At 45.0% G+C, this 20,933-nt stretch carries 18 protein-coding genes and 2 tRNA genes; 16 read left to right on the top strand and 4 right to left on the bottom strand.

The annotated features are described in order from the left end of the window. Nucleotides 1-92 precede the first annotated feature (92 nt). The 8 genes from HMPREF1535_RS20615 to HMPREF1535_RS20580 all read left to right on the top strand — a co-directional run bounded on the left by HMPREF1535_RS20615 (nucleotide 93) and on the right by HMPREF1535_RS20580 (nucleotide 9,714). Nucleotides 93-2,543, top strand: a complete 2,451-nt coding sequence (locus HMPREF1535_RS20615; RefSeq protein WP_046147334.1) for a cytochrome c biogenesis protein CcsA — start codon at nucleotides 93-95, stop codon at nucleotides 2,541-2,543. Nucleotides 2,544-2,704: 161 nt separating this feature from the next. Beyond that, the gene (locus tag HMPREF1535_RS20610; RefSeq protein WP_007655979.1) at nucleotides 2,705-3,025 is read left to right on the top strand and encodes a hypothetical protein; all 321 of its coding nucleotides are present in this window, start codon (nucleotides 2,705-2,707) and stop codon (nucleotides 3,023-3,025) included. A gap of 36 nt (nucleotides 3,026-3,061) precedes the next feature. Next, nucleotides 3,062-4,078, top strand: a complete 1,017-nt coding sequence (locus HMPREF1535_RS20605) for a dihydroxyacetone kinase subunit DhaK (RefSeq protein WP_007655981.1) — start codon at nucleotides 3,062-3,064, stop codon at nucleotides 4,076-4,078. 10 nt (nucleotides 4,079-4,088) lie between these two features. Beyond that, complete coding sequence (locus HMPREF1535_RS20600; RefSeq protein ID WP_007655983.1) at nucleotides 4,089-4,703, top strand: DAK2 domain-containing protein; 615 nt, start codon at nucleotides 4,089-4,091, stop codon at nucleotides 4,701-4,703. A 38-nt stretch (nucleotides 4,704-4,741) separates the two neighbouring features. Continuing rightward, on the top strand, nucleotides 4,742-5,614 hold the full coding sequence (lsrF, locus tag HMPREF1535_RS20595) for a 3-hydroxy-5-phosphonooxypentane-2,4-dione thiolase (RefSeq protein ID WP_007655985.1): 873 nt from the start codon (nucleotides 4,742-4,744) through the stop codon (nucleotides 5,612-5,614). An 84-nt stretch (nucleotides 5,615-5,698) separates the two neighbouring features. Next, nucleotides 5,699-6,586, top strand: coding sequence for a beta-propeller domain-containing protein (locus HMPREF1535_RS20590; protein ID WP_010802815.1), 888 nt, complete (start codon nucleotides 5,699-5,701; stop codon nucleotides 6,584-6,586). Between the two features lie 148 nt (nucleotides 6,587-6,734). Continuing rightward, the gene (locus HMPREF1535_RS20585; protein WP_046147333.1) at nucleotides 6,735-8,681 is read left to right on the top strand and encodes a sodium:solute symporter family protein; all 1,947 of its coding nucleotides are present in this window, start codon (nucleotides 6,735-6,737) and stop codon (nucleotides 8,679-8,681) included. A gap of 34 nt (nucleotides 8,682-8,715) precedes the next feature. Beyond that, on the top strand, nucleotides 8,716-9,714 hold the full coding sequence (locus HMPREF1535_RS20580; RefSeq protein WP_046147332.1) for a glycoside hydrolase family 130 protein: 999 nt from the start codon (nucleotides 8,716-8,718) through the stop codon (nucleotides 9,712-9,714). 601 nt (nucleotides 9,715-10,315) lie between these two features. On the opposite strand, the gene HMPREF1535_RS20575 is transcribed toward HMPREF1535_RS20580, so the two are convergent. Further along, nucleotides 10,316-10,398 (bottom strand) — tRNA-Tyr (locus tag HMPREF1535_RS20575). 44 nt (nucleotides 10,399-10,442) lie between these two features. Beyond that, nucleotides 10,443-10,516, bottom strand: a tRNA-Thr gene (locus HMPREF1535_RS20570). 229 nt (nucleotides 10,517-10,745) lie between these two features. On the opposite strand from HMPREF1535_RS20570, the gene HMPREF1535_RS20565 reads away from it, so the two are divergent. Next, nucleotides 10,746-12,152 (top strand): Gfo/Idh/MocA family protein, encoded by a 1,407-nt coding sequence (locus HMPREF1535_RS20565; protein ID WP_010802818.1) that lies wholly within the window; start codon nucleotides 10,746-10,748, stop codon nucleotides 12,150-12,152. A gap of 89 nt (nucleotides 12,153-12,241) precedes the next feature. Here the strand turns inward: HMPREF1535_RS20565 and trxA are convergent, their stop codons facing one another. After that, nucleotides 12,242-12,604, bottom strand: coding sequence for a thioredoxin (gene trxA, locus HMPREF1535_RS20560; RefSeq protein WP_007655995.1), 363 nt, complete (start codon nucleotides 12,602-12,604; stop codon nucleotides 12,242-12,244). Between the two features lie 202 nt (nucleotides 12,605-12,806). Beyond that, on the bottom strand, nucleotides 12,807-13,472 hold the full coding sequence (locus HMPREF1535_RS20555) for a superoxide dismutase (protein WP_007655997.1): 666 nt from the start codon (nucleotides 13,470-13,472) through the stop codon (nucleotides 12,807-12,809). Nucleotides 13,473-13,766: 294 nt separating this feature from the next. Between HMPREF1535_RS20555 and HMPREF1535_RS20550 the strand changes: the two genes are divergently transcribed. The 7 genes from HMPREF1535_RS20550 to HMPREF1535_RS20520 all read left to right on the top strand — a co-directional run bounded on the left by HMPREF1535_RS20550 (nucleotide 13,767) and on the right by HMPREF1535_RS20520 (nucleotide 20,793). Continuing rightward, a complete protein-coding gene (locus HMPREF1535_RS20550; RefSeq protein ID WP_007655998.1) occupies nucleotides 13,767-14,306 on the top strand; it encodes a pyruvoyl-dependent arginine decarboxylase in 540 nt (179 codons plus the stop codon). A 171-nt stretch (nucleotides 14,307-14,477) separates the two neighbouring features. Continuing rightward, complete coding sequence (locus HMPREF1535_RS20545) at nucleotides 14,478-14,954, top strand: PaaI family thioesterase (protein WP_046147331.1); 477 nt, start codon at nucleotides 14,478-14,480, stop codon at nucleotides 14,952-14,954. Nucleotides 14,955-14,992: 38 nt separating this feature from the next. After that, on the top strand, nucleotides 14,993-15,829 hold the full coding sequence (gene nfo / locus HMPREF1535_RS20540; RefSeq protein WP_046147330.1) for a deoxyribonuclease IV: 837 nt from the start codon (nucleotides 14,993-14,995) through the stop codon (nucleotides 15,827-15,829). 59 nt (nucleotides 15,830-15,888) lie between these two features. Continuing rightward, on the top strand, nucleotides 15,889-17,298 hold the full coding sequence (gene nhaD / locus HMPREF1535_RS20535; RefSeq protein WP_007656003.1) for a sodium:proton antiporter NhaD: 1,410 nt from the start codon (nucleotides 15,889-15,891) through the stop codon (nucleotides 17,296-17,298). Nucleotides 17,299-17,308: 10 nt separating this feature from the next. Next, the gene (locus HMPREF1535_RS20530; protein ID WP_007656005.1) at nucleotides 17,309-18,949 is read left to right on the top strand and encodes a dipeptidase; all 1,641 of its coding nucleotides are present in this window, start codon (nucleotides 17,309-17,311) and stop codon (nucleotides 18,947-18,949) included. A gap of 40 nt (nucleotides 18,950-18,989) precedes the next feature. After that, the gene (locus tag HMPREF1535_RS20525) at nucleotides 18,990-19,490 is read left to right on the top strand and encodes a porin family protein (protein ID WP_007656006.1); all 501 of its coding nucleotides are present in this window, start codon (nucleotides 18,990-18,992) and stop codon (nucleotides 19,488-19,490) included. Between the two features lie 121 nt (nucleotides 19,491-19,611). Further along, nucleotides 19,612-20,793 (top strand): hypothetical protein, encoded by a 1,182-nt coding sequence (locus tag HMPREF1535_RS20520; protein ID WP_046147329.1) that lies wholly within the window; start codon nucleotides 19,612-19,614, stop codon nucleotides 20,791-20,793. Nucleotides 20,794-20,933 lie beyond the last annotated feature (140 nt).

Genomic DNA, 20,933 nt, shown 5'->3' with positions numbered 1-20,933 from the left:
TATAGATAAAATCTATTAGGTGGCCCCGGAAAGGCCGGGGTCACTTAATTGAAAATTCTTATCTTTGGCGGCATAACTTAATAAAACAACAAATGAAAGCAACTCTCGAAAGAATACTATCTTCCTTTGTAACAACAATTATCTTGTTACTCCTCTATGGTTTTGGCCTGGCTGTCGCCACTTTTATAGAAAAGTATCATGGAACAGCAGCTGCCAAAGCAATGATTTATTATTCCCCCTTATTCTTTTTGTTGCAGTTTCTTTTAGTCGTTAATTTTATTGTCATTGCTGTTAAGTACCAATATTGCAAGCTGCACAGATGGGGCTTAATGGTTGTTCATACTTCCTTTATCATTATCCTTCTTGGCGCCCTCACATCCTTCCAGTTCGGCGAAGAAGGCATCCTTCATATCCGCGAAGGAGAATCAACCGATCAGATAGCAGTCCGCCAGGGCGATCTGACAACATTCCACACTTTACCCTTCACTGTAGAATTGGTGAAATTTACTTTAACCCGCTATCCGGGTTCGTCCAGTCCGTCTTCTTATGAAAGCGAATTGCTGGTGCATGTAGATGGTAAAACACGCCACGAACATGTATTTATGAATAATGTGTTAGATGTAAAAGGTTACCGTTTCTTCCAGGCTTCTTACGATCCGGACGAACAGGGTACCGTACTTTCCGTCAACCGCGATGTAGCCGGACGGAATATAACGTATACAGGTTACCTGTTGTTGGTAATCGGTCTTATCTTATCCTTAGTAGGGAAGAATTCCCGCTTTATGGCGTTGAGCCGCCGTTTGAAAGAATTTCGTTCTGTTGCACAATCGGCAACAATGATTATCGCTTTGCTGGCATTATCGGTGTCGGTAAATGCGAAAGAAGAAACTTCGTCCATGCTGGATGCCGTACAGAAATATGCGGTGTCTCCGGAACATGCCGCTAAGTTCGGCGCATTGCCGATCCAGTCGCATAGCGGCCGTATGATGCCTATCAATACCTTTTCTTCGGAAATCCTGCGTAAGTTGCATAAGTCGGACAAGATCGGAAATCTGAACTCCGACCAGTTCCTGCTGAGCCTGCTTTCCATGCCGGATATGTGGATGCGTGTTCCTTTTATCGCTTTATCCAATAAAGAACTGGCTAATTATTACGACCTGACAGACGGCGAATGTGCTTATCTTCAGGCGTTCGATAATAAAGGCGATTATAAATTGCAACAGAAACTGGAGGAAGCCTACAACAAGATGCCTGCCGAACGGACCCGTTTCGACAAGGACCTGCTGAAACTGGACGAGCAGATCAACATCTTCCACCAGTTGATCAATTACCAGATGTTGAACCTGTTCCCGAAAGAGGACGATCCTAACCATAAATGGTATGCCCCCGGTGATGACTTGTCCGGATTTGCCGGCAAGGACTCCATGTTTGTTTCCCGCATCATGGGTTGGTATCTGGCCGAAGTGCAGGATGCTTTGCAGGGTGGCGACTGGTCGAAAGCCAATGAGGTGATCGACATGATCAGTACTTATCAGCAGGCAAAGAACAAAACACTGGATATCTCTCCGAAAAAGATAGAGACTGAATTGAAATATAACAAGATGGACGTGTTCCGTCAGTGTAAGAAAGGCTATCTGATCCTGGGAGGATTGATGCTTGTACTCTCTTTCGCCATGCTGTTCAAACAGCAGAAGTGGATGAAGGCTGGTCTCTGGATAGTGGGAATAGGCGTGTTGGCTGTATTCCTTTTACACATGTACGGCATGGGGATGCGTTGGTATATTGCCGGATATGCACCGTGGAGTAATTCGTATGAAACAATGGTATATGTTGCCTGGGCTACAGTCTTGGCCGGTCTGCTGTTTGTAAGACGCAGTACGGTGACCTTTGCACTGGCTACTTTGTTCGGCGGTATTATCCTGTTCGTCTCCGGACTGAACTGGATGGACCCGGAAATCAATCCGCTCGTTCCGGTACTGAAATCGCCGTGGCTGATGTTCCATGTAGCCGTAATCGTTGCCGCTTATGGCTTCTTCGGTATCAGCTGCCTGATCGGACTGACGAACCTGGTGATGACGAGTATCGCCGGAAAGAAAAATACGGAATTACTGAAAGCCCGTGTGAAAGAACTGACTATCGTCAATGAAATGTCGCTCTGGGTAGGACTGGCTTTGATGACGATCGGAACATTCCTCGGTGCCGTTTGGGCGAACGAGTCATGGGGACGTTACTGGGGATGGGACCCGAAAGAAACATGGGCATTGATTACGATGGTGGTTTATGCCGTGGTTGTTCACCTTCATCTGGTGAGACGCTGGTATAGCGACTGGTTATTCAATCTGTGCTCGGTCGTTGCTTTCTCATCCGTATTGATGACATTCTTCGGAGTGAATTATTTCCTGAGCGGCATGCACTCGTACGGACAGAACGATAATGTACACGGAATCTTTACTTATTTGTATATAGCCGGTGCTGTTGTAATCGTTTTAGGCGTATTGTCCAGGATTGGCTTTAACAAAACGAAGGAGAAGGAAAATGGGTAGTTTTTGCCTGTTGTGGTCTACCTACTTGGTAGGCATGATCTACCTACTAGGTAGACACGGTTAACCTACTAGGTAGGCAAGGTCGGGTCCGTTACCAGATAAAGTGGATATAAAATAAATGAATTATTAATATAGAAGTTAAACATTAAATTTTAGTGATCATGAGAACATTTAATCATGTAGGTATCATTACCAACGAAAACCAAGAAGGTGCAATGTTCAACGAAGGTTTGAACGTATGGTTAACCGATTACAGCAAGAGCCCTAACAAGATCGAATTCCTGAAGTTTGACGATCCTGCAAAGAGTTGTCTGCCTGAATTGGTTAAATCAAATGGTCATATCGCTTATACAGTTCCTTCACTGGACGAAGCGCTGAAAGATGCAAAGGTAATCTTTGGCCCGGCTGTATGCGACGAACATCTGACTATCGCTTTCATCGAAGAAGAAGGCATCGCAATCGAATTAATGGAAATCAAATAATTTATAAACCTAAACGAAACAAGGAGGAAAAACACCATGGCAGAAATTAAGACTAAATTTATAAATGATCCCGAACAAGTAACTCCGGAATTGCTGGAAGGTTATGTATTGGCTTATCCTGATCAGGTAAAGCTGGCTGCAGAAAACGTTGTTGTTCGCGCTAATCCGAAAAGCGAAGACAAAGTAGCTATCGTTACATTAGGCGGTTCTGGTCACGAACCTGCATTGAGCGGCTTCGTAGGCGACGGTATGCTCGACTGCTCCGTTGTAGGCGACGTATTTGCAGCTCCGGGTGCACAGCGTCTGTTCCAGGCTTTGCAATTGATGAAACGCGAAGCAGGTATCCTGTTGGTTGTATTGAACCACTCAGGCGACGTGATGAGTGCAAACATGGCTTGCCAGCTGGCAGAACGCGTAGGCATTAAAGTTAAACAGCTTCTGACTCACGATGATATCAGTGCTGGTATCGGTGCTCCGACAAACGATCGTCGCGGTTTGGCTGGCTGCGTACCTTTGTATAAGATTCTGGGTGCTGCTGCCGACGAAGGCAAATCATTGGACGAACTGATCGAGATCGGCGAACGTTACAACGAAAAAGTAGCTACTTTGGCTGTTGCTATGCGTTCTTGTACTCATCCGCAAAACGATGCTACAATCACTGACCTGCCTGCCGGTATCATGGAAATCGGTATGGGACAGCACGGTGAAGGTGGTGGCGGCCAGAAACCGCTGGTATCTGCCGATGCTACTGCTGCCGAAATGGTAGACCTGCTGTGTCAGCAACTGCAACCGAAGGCTGGCGACAAGATGATGCTTATCATCAACGGCGTAGGCGCTACTACTCATATGGAATTGAATATCATCTTCCGCAAGGCTTACAAAGAATTGGAAGCACGTGGTCTGGAAGTAGTATTCGGTCGTATCCAGGAAATCCTGACAGTTCAGGAACAAGCCGGTTTCCAGATGATCGTAGGTATTTTGGATGAAGATCATATTGACTATTTAAAGAACAAGAGTGCAAACGCACCGTATTGGACAACTATCGGTAAATAAACAAATAAACATGAAACAATTGACTATTGAGGCTTTCAAAGGTATGCTGAATAACGCCTTAACGCATATCAAAGCCCGCGAAGACGAATTCTCTAAACTGGATGCGGTAATCGGTGACGGCGATCACGGACAGGCTATCGTAACTGCTTTCTCTGTTGTAGTGAAAGCAGGCGAGAAAGGAACAGAATTCAAATCTATGCTGAATGACATGGGATTTGGCGTGATGCTGGAAACAAGCGGATCGACAAGTACCCTGTTAGGAGCATTTTTCCTTGGAATGAGCGACAACGCTGCCGGCACTGAACTGGATGCTGCCGCTGTGAAGAAGATGTTTGCCGGAGGCCTTGCAAATGTGCAGAAACAGACACAGGCTAAGAAGGGTGATAAAACCATGATGGACGCCCTGATCCCCGCAATCGAGGCAATCGAAGCATCTACTTCGGACGATATCAAGGAAATCATGACAGCAGGTGCTGAAGCAGCTATCAGAGGTGCTGAAGAAACTGTCAACATGAAAGCAAACTTCGGACGTGCCCGTAACTACGGCGAACGTTCTATCGGTTACGCCGATAGCGGTGCTACTTCCTGGAGCTGTATGTTTGCCTCTTTCGCAGAAGCATTATAATAGAATAACTAACTTTTTTAAATATAGAAAATAGAAAAATGGCAGATTTAGATGATTTGAGAGAAGGCAGTAACTTCGGTTTAGGTGTTAGCTCTCAACAACAGAGTTTCCATGTGAAAGGTGCTGAAAACCTTCCCTGGGGTATGAAAGATCGTTTATCACGTATCTTCAACCCGAAAACAGGCAAAGCCGTAATGTTGGCTTTCGACCACGGCTTCATCATGGGACCGACTTCAGGTTTGGAACGTATCGACCTGAATATTGTACCGCTGATTGAATATGCCGACTGTATCATGTGTACACGCGGTATCCTTCAGTCTTCAATCCCGACAACAACAAACAAACCTATCTGTTTGCGTTCGGATGCTGGTACTTCTATCCTGACTGACCTGAACGACAACGTTCTGATCGACATAGAAGATGCTATCCGCATGAACGTTTCAGCTATGGCTGTGATGTTGGCTATCGGTGACGAAGCACACGAAGCGAAGACGATCGCCAACCTGTACAAGGCTGTAGATAAAGGAACTCGTTATGGTATTCCTGTAATGGGTGTGACTGCTGTCGGCAAACAGATGGCACGCGACGCTCGTTACTTCGGTCTGGCTTCCCGTATCTGTGCTGAAAACGGTGCAAATATCGTGAAGACTTACTATTGCGAAGGTTTCGAAAAAGTAGTTGCTGCTTGTCCGGTTCCTGTTGTGATTGCAGGCGGTAAGAAATTACCTGAACTGGAAGCATTGGAACTGTGTTACAAGGCTATCAACGACGGTGCTGCCGGTGTTGACATGGGACGTAACGTATTCCAGTCTGAAAATCCTGTCGCTATGATCCAGGCTGTTCACGCAGTGGTTCATGACGGTTTGACTCCGCAACAAGGTTTCGAAAAGTTCCAGGATTTGTCTAAGTAATTAATTATTATACTCCGAAGGGGCGGGGCTCTGCTCTGCCCCTTGTTGTATCTAAACATAACATAATACATATATTGAATTGCCATGAAGAAAATATTCACATTATTGTGCTCTGCTCTTTTCTTATTTGCTGCCACTTCCTGCCAGCAAAAGGCTCAGAAATTATTGTTGGCCGGTTCAGGCTGGAATAAAGTCGTTATCATTGACAAGAATACAAAGCAGATAGAATGGGAGCATCCTATACAAAAAGGTTGGGAATGTAATTCAGCCGTTGCTACTCCGGACGGAAATATCCTGTTCGCCTATAAAAAAGGTGCAAAACTGATTACCCGCGATCAGAAAGAGTTATGGAACATTCCGGCTCCGGATACTTGCGAGATGCAGACAGCCCGTGTATTGCCCGACGGTAATTACCTGTTGGCATGGTGCGGCCATCCGGCTAAGATCATGGAAGTGAGCCCGAAAGGCGAGATACTTTCAGAAACTGTATACGAAACAGGTATCGACCACCCGCATGCTCAGTTCCGCCAGGTGAACAAGAACAAGGCAGGCAACTATCTGATGCCTCTTTTCGCTACATCTGAAGTACGTGAAATCTCTCCGGCCGGCGAACTTGTTAAAACAACGAAGCTGGAAGGTACTCCGTACAGCACTGTATTGCTGAACAACGGCAATTACATGGTAGCTTGCGGTGACGGACATTCTCTGATGGAAGTAAATCTGGACAAAGGCGAAATAATCCGCCGGATCGGCGAAAAGGACATCGAAGGTGTTTCCTTATTTTTTGTTGCCCAGCTGTTGCCTACTTCAAACAATGGTCTGTATATCTGTAACTGGCAGGGACACGACCCCAGTGCAAAAGAATCAAACAACCCGCAGTTGATGGAGATCGACGGTAACAACAAAGTTATCTGGAGCCTGAATGACAACGATACATTCGGCATGATCTCTTCTGTCTGCCCGATCGACTAAGTGGATTATCTATAACTACTGGTTGTAACTGTTTCCCCTCCCGAGAGGGAAACAGTTACTTTCTTCACTCTCCACAGAAGGATTTATAACTTTCTCCATTTTTTATATATCTTTGCTAAACGTTAAACCTAAAAACAAACTTAATATCATGAAATTGCAACCAATCGACATCTTTATCATCGGACTCTATCTGGTGGCCATGATCGTCATCGGATTAGTGTTAAAGAAAAAGGCGTCGAAAAACATGGACTCCTACTTCCTGGGAGGAAAAACACTACCTTTTTATATGTTAGGCTTGTCTAACGCATCCGGCCAGTTCGATATCTCTGGTACTATGTGGATGGTTACACTAGCCTTTATTTATGGAATTAAAAGTGCCTGGGTGCCTTGGCTCTGGCCTGTATTTAACCAGATATTCCTGATGGTCTATCTCTCTGTCTGGCTGCGCCGGTCGAATGTGTTGACGGGGGCGGAATGGATACAGACACGGTTCGGAAAGAACAAAGGCGCCAGCCTGTCGCATACGATTGTCGTTATCTACGCCCTGATCGGTGTGCTGGGTTTCCTTAGCTACGGCTTTATCGGCGTGGGTAAATTTATGGAGATATTCTTCCCGTGGAATTTTGTTTCCCAGTATGTCCCGTTTGATATACCGGCTGAATACGTGCCGCATGCTTACGGTATATTCTTTACAGCCATCGCCACGATCTATGTGATGCTGGGCGGTATGCTGAGTATCGTATGGACCGATGTGGTTCAGTTTGCCATTATGACGGTTGCCGGTATCACGATTGCCGTTATCGCTATGATGAAGGTAAGCCCTGAAACGATTGCTTCTATCGTACCTGCCGGTTGGGACAGCCTGATGCCTGGGTGGAACCTTGATTTGCATTGGACCGACATTTTCAGCGATGTAAATACAAAGATAATGAACGACCAGTTCGGTTTGTTCGGGATTTTTATTATGATGATGCTTTTCAAAGGAGTGTTCAATAGTATGGCGGGACCTGCCCCCAACTACGATATGCAGAAGATCCTTTCCTGCCGTAACGGTAAGGAAGCAGCCTTAATGAGCGGTTCTGTTCCTGTCATCTTGCTTATCCCGCGTTATCTGATGATTATGGGATTTACGATCCTGGCGCTGGCTTTCTTCAAAGACCTGGATTTGACGACAAAGACCGGAGCGATCGACTTCGAACTGATCCTGCCGAATGCTATTAACCAGTTTGTGCCCGTTGGAGTATGCGGATTGCTGCTTGCCGGATTGCTTGCTGCCTTTATGTCTACTTTTGCCTCTACGGCCAACGCGGCGCCTGCTTATATTGTAAATGATATCTATAAAAAATATATCAACCCGAATGCCAGCAACAAGACGATGATCCGTGCCAGCTATATCGTAACGGTAGCGGTGGTTGTTGTCAGTGTGGTGATCGGTTTCTTCGTGGAGAGCGTAAACTCCGTCCTGCAATGGATCACGTCTGCTTTGTATGGCGGATATATTGCAGCCAACCTGCTGAAATGGCACTGGTGGCGTTTTAACGGGAACGGTTATTTCTGGGGAATGATTACCGGTATCCTGGCCGCTATGGTATGTCCGTTCATTTTCGACGGCTATACGATGGTAGACGGACATTTTGTGGAAAGGGTAGGCGAGTATGCCAACAATGCTCCGATGCTGCCGTTGTTCTACTTCCCAGTTTTGCTGGTTGTTTCCTTGATCGGTTGTATCGTCGGTACTTATGCGGCTCCTCCGGTAGAAGACGAAACGCTGGAACGTTTCTACATCACCGTACGTCCCTGGGGGTACTGGAAACCAGTTTATAATAAGGTTGTTGCCAAATATCCGCAGGTGAAGGCGAATAAAAACTTCAAACGCGATATGTTCAATGTGGCTGTCGGCATTATCTGGCAGATGTGTCTGACCATTATCCCGATGTATATCGTGATCCGTGAAGGCATGCCGTTGATAACCAGCATCCTGATCCTGGCTATCACTACGTTGGTGCTGAAAAAGAACTGGTACGACAAGATGAGTAAGGATGAAGTCGAGTATAATGCTTTGATGGAAGAACTGAAATTGAATGAAAAGAAGTAATTTTGTATTGTCAAATAAAACAAATCAATAAGAAATGGATAAACTGAAAATTATTGGCGAACCGCTGCCCGATATGCCTTGGGAAGACCGCCCGGCTGATTGTAAAGATGTGATCTGGAGATATTCGAATAATCCGGTGATCCCCCGTGATATTATCCCTACATCAAACAGTGTGTTCAACAGTGCTGTCGTTCCGTTCAAGGGAGGTTATGCCGGCGTGTTCCGTTGCGACGATACCAACCGCCGTATGCGTCTGCATGTCGGTTTCAGTGCGGATGCCATCCACTGGAATATTTCTGAGACAAAGCTGGAGTTCGAATGCGACGACGAAGAGATAGGCAAATTCGTTTATGCGTATGACCCTCGTGTATGCTTCATCGAAGACCGCTATTATATCACCTGGTGTAACGGCTATCATGGCCCGACGATCGGTGTGGCTTATACATTCGATTTCGAAACATTCCATCAGTTGGAAAATGCTTATCTGCCTTTCAACCGTAACGGTGTGATGTTCCCGCGTAAGATCAACGGTAATTTCGCCATGTTGAACCGTCCGAGTGACAATGGTCATACGCCGTTCGGCGACATTTTCTACAGCGAATCGCCTGATATGTGCTTTTGGGGAAAACATCGTCATGTGATGGCTCCGGCTCCGTTTGAAGTGAGCGCCTGGCAATGTCTGAAGATCGGGGCAGGTCCTATTCCTATCGAGACATCGGAAGGCTGGTTGCTGATCTATCATGGCGTGTTGCAGTCATGCAATGGCTATGTATATAGCTTCGGTGCCGCCCTGTTGGATCTGGATCAGCCCTGGAAGGTAAAATATCGCACGGGGCCGTACTTGCTTTCTCCGCAAAAGGATTATGAATGTGTAGGTGACGTGCCTAACGTGACATTCCCGTGTGCCGCCCTGCATGATCCCGAATCTGACCGTATCGCTATCTATTACGGCTGTGCGGATACCGTGACAGGTCTTGCTTTCGGTTATATCAGCGAAATCATCGAGTTTACAAAGAAAAATTCTATTGTATAAATTCGTATATTTCCATTAATAGGAGAATACGTTTTCTAAAAAGGGGGGTGCGTCAAAAGGAAAGAGTCTCAAGAGTCTCATCAGTCTCACCCCCCTTTTTCATTTTCTGCATTTTTGTTCAGATAAAGATTTTTGTACTTATATATCTGAAATATAGCTTATTATATTTATATTCTCTTTTTTCTCTCTTCAATTTATTCCTTTTTTTTATTAAAGTTTCGGACGCACTTCTTCTTTTGGAGTATGGTTATTCTGTTATATTGGGTAAGCATAATATGAAAAACGGGTAAGCACCAGAAGAAAAACGGATAGGCACCGGAGGAAGAACGGATAGGCACCGGTGAGTTAACGGATAACTACTCACTAAAAATGTCCGAAATAAAGAGAAAAAACGGTTTTTTATGCTTGAATTTGAATCTTAAAACAGGCTGTATATTGATGTATATCAATATATTATATGTATTTTTGGGAAAAAGCGTATTTTCAGAAATGGGGGTGAGACTGATGAAACTCTTGACACTCCTGTCCTTCATGGGATAGTCAGAAACACGAAATGACATAAAACAAAAAACCTCAGAAATTAAATTCCTGAGGTTCTCTGTGGGCAGTGATGGATTCGAACCACCGAAGTCGAAAGACAGCTGAGTTACAGTCAGCCCCATTTGGCCACTCTGGTAACTGCCCAGTGCAAAACTTACGTTTTATAGGAAAATCTCTCTTTTCCTTTGAGCCTCTTGTCGGATTCGAACCAACGACCCCGAGATTACAAATCACGTGCTCTGGCCAACTGAGCTAAAGAGGCATTCAGTATTTCTGTTTTGCGAGTGCAAAGGTAGTGATTATTTCTAATCTCGCAATAGGGGAGGGCGTTTTTTTGTATACTTTTTTTCATCTTTCTTTTCAAATACAATCTATCTCCCTGATTAATAATAAAAAAAGATTAGACATTTTTTTAAGAAAAATAGTAGAAGTGAAAATAAATTCTTATTTTGCCGACTCATATAATATCACTTAATCTAAAATCTATTATCATGAGCATTAACAGAAGACAATTTTTAAGAAGATCATTGGCGGGAAGTGCAGCTATTGTTGTAGGCAAAGAGATGAATGCTGCCAATACGCCGGTCAGCGGGAGTTCTTTTTCACAGACAGAAGACCTGTCTCCCCCGGCCAAAGGAAAATCTGTTTTAGGACTGCGTTGTAAACCATTGAGTACCGTCCGTATCGGTGTTGTTGGTCTGGGAAGAGGGGCAGGCGCCGTAGAGCGTATGGCACAGATCGAGGGAACGGAGATTGTGGCTATCTGTGATCTGAATCCCGAACGGATTGAGAATAGCCAGAAAACACTTAAAAACAGTAACCGGAAAGAAGCAGTCGCATATACCGGAGAAGAAGACTGGAAGAAAATGTGCGAACGCGATGATATCGACCTGATTTATAATGCCACCCCTTGGGAGTTGCACGTGCCTATCGCCCTTTATGCCATGGATCATGGAAAACATGTTGCCATCGAAGTGCCGGCTGCGCTAACGGTAAAGGATTGTTGGGCGTTGGTCGACAAGGCCGAAGAAACGCAGCTTCATTGCATGATGCTTGAAAATTGTTGTTACGATTTCTTTGAATTGGCCACATTGAATATGGCCCGCCAGGGATTGCTGGGAGAAATTATTCATACCGAAGGCGCTTATATCCACGACCTGAGAGGCTCGAAGTTTAAAGGCTATTATAAACATTGGCGCCTGGAATACAGTAAATACCATACCGGAAACCCGTATCCAACACATGGACTCGGCCCGGTTGCCCAGATTCTGGGAATCAACCAGGGAGACCGGATGGATTACCTGTCATCTGTTTCGACCAACCAGTTCGGCCTGGCTCTTTGGGCGAAGGAAAATCTGAAAGATGACGAACGTATCACCCAATCGGAACGGTATGCCCTGGGGGATATGAATACGACCATTATCCATACTGTGAACGGCAAGTCTATCATGATTCAGCATGATACGACATCGCCCCGTCCTTATTCCCGTATCCATCTGGTGCAGGGAACGAAAGGGATGGCTGTTAAATATCCGGAGCAGAAGGTGGCTGTACAGCCAGATACGCATTCTTTCCTGAAAGAAGGGCCTCAAAAGGAAGTGATGGCGGATTATGAACACCCGCTGAGCAAATACATCGGCGAACGGGCAAAGAAAGTCGGTGGTCACGGTGGTATGGACTTTATCATGGACTGGCGTCTTATCTATTGCCTGCGTAACGGTTATCCGCTGGATCAGAGTGTGTACGATGCGGCTGCCTGGTCGTGTATCGTCGAGTTGAGCGAACGTTCTGTCCTGAACAAGAGTTGCTCTGTGGCTGTTCCTGACTTTACCCGCGGTGCCTGGCGTGATTATAAGCCCTGGCCTGTGATTGATATGAAAGATATTTTACACGGATAAATTGTAGACAAAATAAAACTCCTGAAAGCCGGCTGCTCTTTCGATAGCCTGCACTTTCAGGAGTTCCGTAAGTAATATGATAGCATTGTTTATTTCTTCAAAAGAACTTCTTCGATAGCCTTTTTGAAATCAGCCTTGCTCATGGCACCTCTTGCCATCTGCGGTTGTTCGCCCATCGGACAGAACAGGAGGGAAGGAATGCTTCGGATGCCGAAAGAAGCTGCCAGTTCTTCTTCTTTTTCCGTATCGACCTTATAGATGTCTATTTTTCCTTCATATTCGCCTGCCAGCTCTTCCAGGATAGGGGCAATCATTTTACAAGGACCGCACCAGGTAGCGAAGAAATCGACGATACAAGGTTTGTCACCCTCGTATATCCATTTATCGGGACTTGCTTCATAATTGGCCACTTTACTCAGAAATTCTTGTTTTGTCAACTCTTTTACTTTCATGATTCTAACTCCTTATTGTTTAGTTATTATTTCTCTTTCTATTTTACATAACAAAGTTACGACCTTATATGCTTGTAACTGTTTGCTGTATTTCCTTAATAATTGACATTTTTCCCTTGGGGTGATCGGTAAACAAAAAGCCGTTCGGAGAACATTCCCCCCGGACGGCCTTATCTGGTTTAAATCACACTACTTATTAATATCAATATCTTTCGCCAACGGCATCCCAATCAACGATATTCCATAAGGCATTCAGATGATCGGGACGGCGGTTCTGGTAATCCAGGTAATAAGCATGTTCCCATACATCGAATCCCAGGAGAGGAACCAGTCCGTGTGCAACGGGGTTGCTGCCGTTTGGCTCTTTGGTAATTGAAAGTTTGCCGTCTTTATCTTTTGCCAGCCATACCCATCCGGAACCGAATAGACCGGCGCCTGCTGCGTTGAACTCTTTCTTGAAGTTATCGAACGAACCCCAGGTTGCTTTGATGGCTTCCGCCAGCTTTCCTTTAGGTTCGCCGCCGCCTTTGGGGGAGAACTGGGTGAAATACAAGTTATGGTTGAGTATCTGTCCGGCATTATTAAAGATAGCGCCGTCGGATTCTGCTACGATCTGTTCCAGGGGAGCGTTTTCAAACTTTGTACCCGGAATCAGGTTATTCAGGTTGTTTACGTAAGCCTGTAAATGTTTTCCGTGATGGAACTCAATTGTTGCTTTACTGATAACCGGTTCCAATGCATTTGCCGCATAAGGCAATTTAATTAATTCGAATTTCATAATTTCTTCTTTTTTATCTGTTATTTGACTACTACTATTATTACTATTATTAGTTACCAACAATAATAAACTGAGGCATAATGTAAGCATGACTAATAAGTTTTATGTTGTTTCTACTATTCTAACACGGCGGGTTTCTTATTTGTTCACCCGGAAAGCCGGTATTTCCCATCACTTTTGTCAATCGGGCGATAAGTGAAATTTATGGACGTTGGCGGAAGTCTCCGTGACGGCTGATAATTATACCTTATGCGATATGCCTTAAAATAAAATGAATAATAATATGTAAAAAGCTGTTTTTTTATCATTTGTAAAGAAAATAATCCCAAAGAAGTTTCTATTTTTGTGCCCTCATATTATTAATTAAGTAAAACATATTTGTAGATGGTAAAGAAAGTTGGGAATTTAATTCCAAACACCTTTTTTATTACAAAGGGTAGTGGTGATTCAGACCTGGAAAAGCATGCAGGTTCTTATCACATGGCTCTTTATGATGCCGGTATTTCAGACTTTAACATTATGACTTATTCGTCTGTTATTCCAGCAACTGCACATCTTGCAACCATGGACGAGATCGATCTTCCTCCATTTGGTACGGAATTGAAAACCATTATGGCGGTATCGCATGGTTATCAGGATGAGTTTGTATCTGCCGGTGTGGTTTACGCCTGGATGTACAAGGACGAAAACTTCGATGAGAAGGTTGGAGGCCTGGTATGCGAGGTCAGCGGCCGTTATCGTATCGAGGAGTTGGAATCACGTCTGATCCGTGTAATCAACGACTTGCACCAGAAGACTTACGGTAAGTATTATCTGGGTGAACTGAACTTCATTACCGAAGGTATTACCATCGAAAAGAGATACGGAACAGCTCTGGCTGCCCTGTGCTTCGTAGATTTCCTGATGCCTGAGATTGAAGATTAAAAGAAAATAAAATATCTGATTATCAGTATGGAAACAGAGGTAAGGCCACGGCTCTTATCTCTGTTTTTTTGTGGCTTCGGGAAAAACGGCATAAGTTTGTTATATTTGTAACCGGCTTATAGTATAAAATTCTCTTTATTTAAGAAACAATCCGTTTAAAGCTGTTGTTGTATGAAAAAGATTATTAATCCCTGGAAAGGGTTGGATGGCTATATGTGCTTCGGGTGTGCACCCGAAAATCCGCAGGGCCTGCACATGGAGTTTTACGAAGATGGTGAAGATATAGTTGCTTTCTGGGAGCCGGAAAGCCATTACCAGGGATGGTTGGAGACATTGCATGGGGGAATACAGACTACCATGATGGATGAACTGGCAGGTTGGGTGGTATTAAGGAAATTACAGACGTCGGGCGTGACTTCACGGCTGGATGCCCGTTTCCTGAAAAGTATCTCGACCCGGGAACCGCGCTTGATGATACGGGGGCGTATCAAGGAGCAGAAACGGAATGCCATATTCATAGAGACGGAGATATACAATTCGCAGAACGAACTTTGTTCGCGGGCGGACATCGTATATTTTGTCGTCACAAAAGAACAGGCGACGGAGAAGTTTCATTTTGCCGGCTGTAAGACCGAAGATGAAAAATAATGAACAGTAACAAAAAGAATAAAGTAAACGATTAACAAATGAAATACATCGGAGCACATGTAAGTGCGTCGGGTGGGGTTGAGAATGCCCCTCTGAACGCGAATGCTATCGGGGCCAAAGCATTCGCCCTCTTTACCCGAAACCAACGTCAGTGGAAATCATCCCCGTTGACGAAGAAAAGTATCTCCTTATTCAAAGAACGTTGTGAGGAGTTCGGTTACGAGGCGAAACATATCCTGCCTCATGGCAGTTACCTGATTAACCTCGGACATCCGGACCCGGACGGATTGCAGAAGTCGCGCGATGCTTTCCTGGACGAAATGCAGCGTTGCGAACAACTGGGGTTGGACCGGCTGAATTTCCATCCGGGAAGTCATCTGAACGAATTGCCGGTCGACGATTGCCTGGCTCGTATTGCCGAGTCGATTAACCGGACGTTGGATCAGACCGCAGGTGTCTGTGCCGTTATAGAGAATACGGCCGGACAGGGTACAAATCTGGGATATACATTCGAACAAATAGCAGCCATCATCGATCGGGTAGAAGATAAAACGCGCGTCGGTGTCTGTATCGACACGGCTCATACGCTGGCTGCCGGTTATGATATTAAAACGGAACAAGGCTTTACCGAAACCTTCCGCCACTTCGATGAAGTGATCGGTTTTTCCTATTTGCGCGGAATGCATATCAACGATTCGAAGAAAGACCTGGCGACCCGTGTAGACAGGCATGACAGTATCGGAAAAGGGGTGATGGGGATGACAACCTTTAAAATGCTGATGGCCGATCCTCGTTTTGACGACATCCCTCTGATCCTTGAAACCCCTGACGAGTCGATCTGGGCGGAAGAGATCGGTTATTTGTATACATTGTGATAAAGTATGATTCAAATAGGTCCCTTCTAAATGAAGGTTGACCCAAAAACAGGACAACTATGTTTATATTAATGCCAATTATTTTTATCGGGGGTATCATTGCTATTGCGCTTGAAGATAAGATTAAGATCAACAAAGCGGCAACAGCTCTTTTTATGGCTATTTCCTTATGGATGATATTGATGTTCGACGCTTACAATATTTTCGTTGAACGTTCCAATCCTCTGTTCGAAGAGTTTCTGATGCAGAACCCCGAAATGACAAATCTGCCGGCAAAAGATCAGTTTATTAATTTTATAACCAACCGTTCTATCGTTTACCATCTGGGAAATGTGGCAGAGACCTTGTTCTTTGTGATGTGTTCCATGCTGATTGTCGATATTGTAGATAAACACGGTGGTTTCAGGTCGGTGACGGGATATATCCGCACCTCCAACAAACGGAAACTGTTGTGGTATATCAGTTTTGCCACTTTCTTCTTCTCTGCTTTGCTGGATAACCTGGCGGCAGCGATCGTGATTATGGCGGTGCTTCGTAAGTTGGTTCCCGACAGGACCGACCGGTTGAAATATGCCTGTATGGTGATTATTGCAGCCAATGCCGGCGGTTCGTGGTCGCCCATCGGTGATGTGACGACAATCCTGCTCTGGGTAGGAAAGAATGTGACGGCGATGCACCAGATTTCGCATGTATTTATTCCTGCATTGGTTAATATGCTGGTTCCGCTCTCCATTGCCCATTTCTGGTTGTTCAAGAAAGATGCCCAGTTGCGTGTCATGAGTGAGGAAGAGGCTGCCGATGAGTTTATTCCGGAAATACCGAATCATTCACGCCGGGTGATCTTTGTGATCGGCGTGCTTTCGTTGGCTTTGGTTCCGGTCTTTCAGATGCTGACCAATTTGCCTCCGTTCCTGGGGGTATTGCTGGGACTGGTTATTTTATGGATATATACCGATGTCATGTACAGCCGTTTGCATGTGCATGAATCGGAAAAACTGCGTATTACCCAGTTGTTGCCGAACATCGACCTGGCGACGATCTTTTTCTTCCTGGGAATCCTGATGGCGGTAGGCGCCCTGGAAACATCGGGACAGTTGGGGATCATGTCCGCCTATCTCGACAAGCATGTGCATGAACCTTATTTAATCAGCTTTGTGATCGGAGCTTTATCTTCCTGTGTGGATAACGTGGCGCTGGTGGCAGCGACGATGGGTATGTATCCGATCGTGCAGCAGACGGCCGACCTGGCTCCTTATGCACAATTTTTTGTTTCCGACGGAGGATTCTGGACATTCCTTGCCTACTGTGCCGTAACAGGCGGTAGCATCCTGATTATCGGTTCGGCAACAGGTGTCACGGTGATGGGATTGGAGAAAATAGATTTCATGTACTATACAAAGCGATTTTCAATATTGGCATTGATTGGCTATATTTGCGGTGCGGCAGTATATATGCTATTATTCGCTTAAACTTATTTATATGAAAAGAAAATGGATTATCGCAGCAGCCTGTGCCGTTTTGCTTTCCGGAATGGAGGCAATGGCTTGTACGGGTTTGCTGGTAGGAAAGAAGGCATCGGTCGACGGATCGGTGATGATCAGCTATGCAGCTGATTCGCATACCCTGTATGGCGAGTTATACCGTTGGCCGGCAGCGACCTGGCCGAAAGGCGCCATGCTGGAAGTCAGGGAATGGGATACAAATAAGCCGCTGGGACAGATTCCGCAGGTGGAACAGACGTATTCGGTTGTCGGCAACATGAACGAACATCAGGTGGCTATTACGGAAAGTACGTGGGGCGGACGTCCGGAGCTGGTGGATACAACAGGTATTATTGACTACGGCAGCCTGATCTACATCGCCCTCCAGCGTTCAAAGTCGGCCCGCGAAGCAATCAAAGTAATGACCGACCTGGTGAAGGACTACGGTTATTACAGCAGCGGCGAAACTTTCTCTATCGCCGACAAGAACGAAGCATGGGTGATGGAACTGATCGGTAAAGGCCCGGGTAACAAAGGCGCAGTTTGGGTGGCCATCCGTGTTCCGGATGATTGCATCTCTGCACATGCCAACCAGTCGCGCATCCAGCAGATTCCTTTCGATGACAAGGAAAACTGTATGTATTCGCCCGATGTTGTTTCTTTGGCCCGCGAAAAAGGGTATTTCAGCGGAAAAGATAAAGACTTCAGTTTCCAGAAGGCCTATTGTCCTTACGACTTCAGTGCATTGAGAGGTTGTGAAGCACGCGTATGGTCTTTCTTCCGCAAATACGATAAGACAATGGATAAGTACACCGACTTTATCAAGGGCGATCCTTCCAAGGAGCCGATGCCGTTGTATGTGAAGCCGGACCGTCTGTTGTCTGTTCAGGACGTTCAGAACGGTATGCGCGACCATTTTGAAGGAACCGATCTGGATATGACGAAAGATGCCGGAGCCGGTTCTTATAAAGTGCCGTATCGCTGGCGTCCGATGACATTTAAGGTGGATGGACAAGAATATACCAACGAACGTGCCATTGCTACGCAGCAAACCGGTTTTGTAATCGTTCCGCAGATGCGTAACTGGTTGCCGGATGCGATCGGTGGAATCCTTTGGTTTGGTGTGGATGATGCCGATATGGCTGTGTTCACTCCGCTGTATTGCTCTATCACGGAATCGCCCGAGTGCTACCGGGTAGGAAACGGGGACATTATGAATTTCTCGTGGACTTCCGCATTCTGGATTCACAACTGGGTGGCCAACCAGGCTTACGGCAAATACAGCTTTATGATCAAAGACATTCGTCCGGTTCAGCAGGAGTTGGAGAACAGTTATAAAGAGGTAATTCCGGCTATCGACAAGGCTGCCTCCGAATTGTATGCCAAGAATCCGGCGGAAGCAGTCCGGTTCCTGACCTGGTTCAGTACGACGACTGCCGATCAGGCAACTGCCCGTTGGAAGAAGCTCGGCGAGTATCTTTTAGTAAAATACATGGACGGAAATGTTAAGAAAGAAGAAAACGGCCAGTTCAAGCAAAATGGCTACGGGCTGTCCGAATATCCTGATTTCCCTGGCTACGACGAAGACTATTATCGCAGTATTGTTAAGAGCGCAGGAGACAGACTTAAAGTAAAATAATTATATTTGCGCATAATGTTGAACTAAAATTAATGAGAGTATGAAGAAATTAATTGTTATGTGCATGCTGGCAATTATCAGCATGAGTGCATTTGCACAGACTCAGCAAGGACAATCGTCTTTCGGTTTTAATCTTGGTTATGGGTTTAATGAGAATGGAAATGCGTTGTTGGGGTTGGATTATCGTTATAATCTGACGGATGAGGTTCGTTTGGCTCCGTCTTTGTCTTATTTTGTGAAAGATGATGGTTTGAGTGCCTGGGCTATCGACGTGAATGCCCACTATGTATTCAAATTGAGCGATATGTTCGGTTTCTATCCGTTGGCAGGTCTTGATCTTTCGTTCTGGAAAGTAAGTCTGGGAAATAGCGCAAGTCTGAATAAGACTCGTTTAGGAGCCAATATCGGTTTAGGAGGTGAAGTATATGCAACCGATCAGTTGAGTGTCGGTTTGGAATTCAAATATAATATACTCAAATCCTGGGGAGACCTGAGATTATCTCAGCCACTTCTGGCCCTTCGCATCGGATATAATTTCTGACAGATTATTTTTACAATAAAAAACAGAAAAGGGGATGAGCAGAAATGTTTATCCCCATTTTTTTGCTTATATTTGCGAGTGTTGTTTTTCAAACGGAGTTTGTCACCTAAATTTAATCTGAATGAAAATATTCCAGCAAGAAATATCGGAGAGTCACCGCAATGTCGTCAAAGGACAGCAGATGGCTAAAATATTACCTTCCTATGCATGGTTTGTACTGGGCGAAAATGGTGCGGATGAGTCGTTAATCTTCTACCAAAACGGAACTTTTGTAATCACTCAGAATGACGAAGAGAAGAAAGGTTTATGGCAATACAACTCCACTCTCCAAACGCTCTACATGAGACGGGACGACAACATAAGCGCTTTGCATCCTTTTTTCCGGAATAACGAAGTGCTGGTTCTGAAATTACATCAGGAAGATGCTTATCTGTTTTTGATAAAATCCGAATGCGTGAATAAATTCGATTACCATGTGCTGGAAGATTTTAATACCTATGCCGAACGATGGGAAAGTGCCCAGATAGCCAAAGGTAAAAAGGAGAAATTCTGGGAAGAATTGAAAGAACAACGTACGCCGATAGACCGGAAACCGGTTAAAGCGAAAAAAGAAAAGGAATTTTTCCTTGAAGAACGACCTGCCCGTACACCCGAAGAATGGTTAAAAAGAGAGGAAATGTTAAAGCAAAACTTTGAGTATAAGAAGCAGCAATATAAAAAAAAGTTTGAAGCTCAAATGGCTCGGAAGCTGCGTGAGCGGGAAAGAGAAATAGAAATTGACTTCATGCATAGGATGGCTGCGCAGGAGGCCAAATTTCAGGAACTGCTGGTGAGGCAGAGACGCGAAGCTCAAACTGAATTGTCTCGGTTGAAAAAGAAAGAAAATAGCCAGAAATCACAAGAAGGACTGGAATCGTCAACAAAAGAAGGGATAATCAACGAAATAATGGAAAAATGGTTTCATTGTCAGAAAGACAAATCTCGCATATCCCGGGAAATGGAAAAAATACTCGCTAAAGATAAGGGGTATAAAAAAGTCCACAGGGCCGTCAGGTATGCGTTTGGCTTTTTTATCGCTTCTCCATTTTTTATATTATTATTAACGGTTTTCTTATGTATTGGGGTACCTGAAGGTTATATAACGGATATTGTTATAACAGGCGGTATGGGAACTGTTTTGGTTGGGGGGATGGCCTATTTTGCGTATCAGGAGTTCTATTTATCTGAAGAAGAATATAAAAGACGTTTTAAGGAAGAACTGCAAAGAGAGTGTGATGAGTCTTTTTTAAAAAGTTTGAGGTGAAAAATGCTTTCGTATGCTGCGCCGCCGTTTTGCACTCCTGCAAAATGCTTTCCCGGTTTGGGAAACGGCTTTACACCCCTGCAAAATGCTTTCCCGGTTTGGGAAACGGCTTTACACCCTGCAAAGTGCTTTCCCGGTTT

Source organism: Parabacteroides goldsteinii DSM 19448 = WAL 12034 (genome assembly GCF_000969835.1).
GTDB lineage: Bacteria > Bacteroidota > Bacteroidia > Bacteroidales > Tannerellaceae > Parabacteroides > Parabacteroides goldsteinii.
This window is presented reverse-complemented; position numbering and strand designations above follow the sequence as displayed.

Coding starts and splice junctions, on each gene's coding strand:
- HMPREF1535_RS20615 (WP_046147334.1), top strand. CDS start 93: ATGAAAGCAACTCTCGAAAGAATACTATCTTCCTTTGTAACAACAATT.
- HMPREF1535_RS20610 (WP_007655979.1), top strand. CDS start 2,705: ATGAGAACATTTAATCATGTAGGTATCATTACCAACGAAAACCAAGAA.
- HMPREF1535_RS20605 (WP_007655981.1), top strand. CDS start 3,062: ATGGCAGAAATTAAGACTAAATTTATAAATGATCCCGAACAAGTAACT.
- HMPREF1535_RS20600 (WP_007655983.1), top strand. CDS start 4,089: ATGAAACAATTGACTATTGAGGCTTTCAAAGGTATGCTGAATAACGCC.
- lsrF (WP_007655985.1), top strand. CDS start 4,742: ATGGCAGATTTAGATGATTTGAGAGAAGGCAGTAACTTCGGTTTAGGT.
- HMPREF1535_RS20590 (WP_010802815.1), top strand. CDS start 5,699: ATGAAGAAAATATTCACATTATTGTGCTCTGCTCTTTTCTTATTTGCT.
- HMPREF1535_RS20585 (WP_046147333.1), top strand. CDS start 6,735: ATGAAATTGCAACCAATCGACATCTTTATCATCGGACTCTATCTGGTG.
- HMPREF1535_RS20580 (WP_046147332.1), top strand. CDS start 8,716: ATGGATAAACTGAAAATTATTGGCGAACCGCTGCCCGATATGCCTTGG.
- HMPREF1535_RS20565 (WP_010802818.1), top strand. CDS start 10,746: ATGAGCATTAACAGAAGACAATTTTTAAGAAGATCATTGGCGGGAAGT.
- trxA (WP_007655995.1), bottom strand. CDS start 12,604: ATGAAAGTAAAAGAGTTGACAAAACAAGAATTTCTGAGTAAAGTGGCC.
- HMPREF1535_RS20555 (WP_007655997.1), bottom strand. CDS start 13,472: ATGCTTACATTATGCCTCAGTTTATTATTGTTGGTAACTAATAATAGT.
- HMPREF1535_RS20550 (WP_007655998.1), top strand. CDS start 13,767: ATGGTAAAGAAAGTTGGGAATTTAATTCCAAACACCTTTTTTATTACA.
- HMPREF1535_RS20545 (WP_046147331.1), top strand. CDS start 14,478: ATGAAAAAGATTATTAATCCCTGGAAAGGGTTGGATGGCTATATGTGC.
- nfo (WP_046147330.1), top strand. CDS start 14,993: ATGAAATACATCGGAGCACATGTAAGTGCGTCGGGTGGGGTTGAGAAT.
- nhaD (WP_007656003.1), top strand. CDS start 15,889: ATGTTTATATTAATGCCAATTATTTTTATCGGGGGTATCATTGCTATT.
- HMPREF1535_RS20530 (WP_007656005.1), top strand. CDS start 17,309: ATGAAAAGAAAATGGATTATCGCAGCAGCCTGTGCCGTTTTGCTTTCC.
- HMPREF1535_RS20525 (WP_007656006.1), top strand. CDS start 18,990: ATGAAGAAATTAATTGTTATGTGCATGCTGGCAATTATCAGCATGAGT.
- HMPREF1535_RS20520 (WP_046147329.1), top strand. CDS start 19,612: ATGAAAATATTCCAGCAAGAAATATCGGAGAGTCACCGCAATGTCGTC.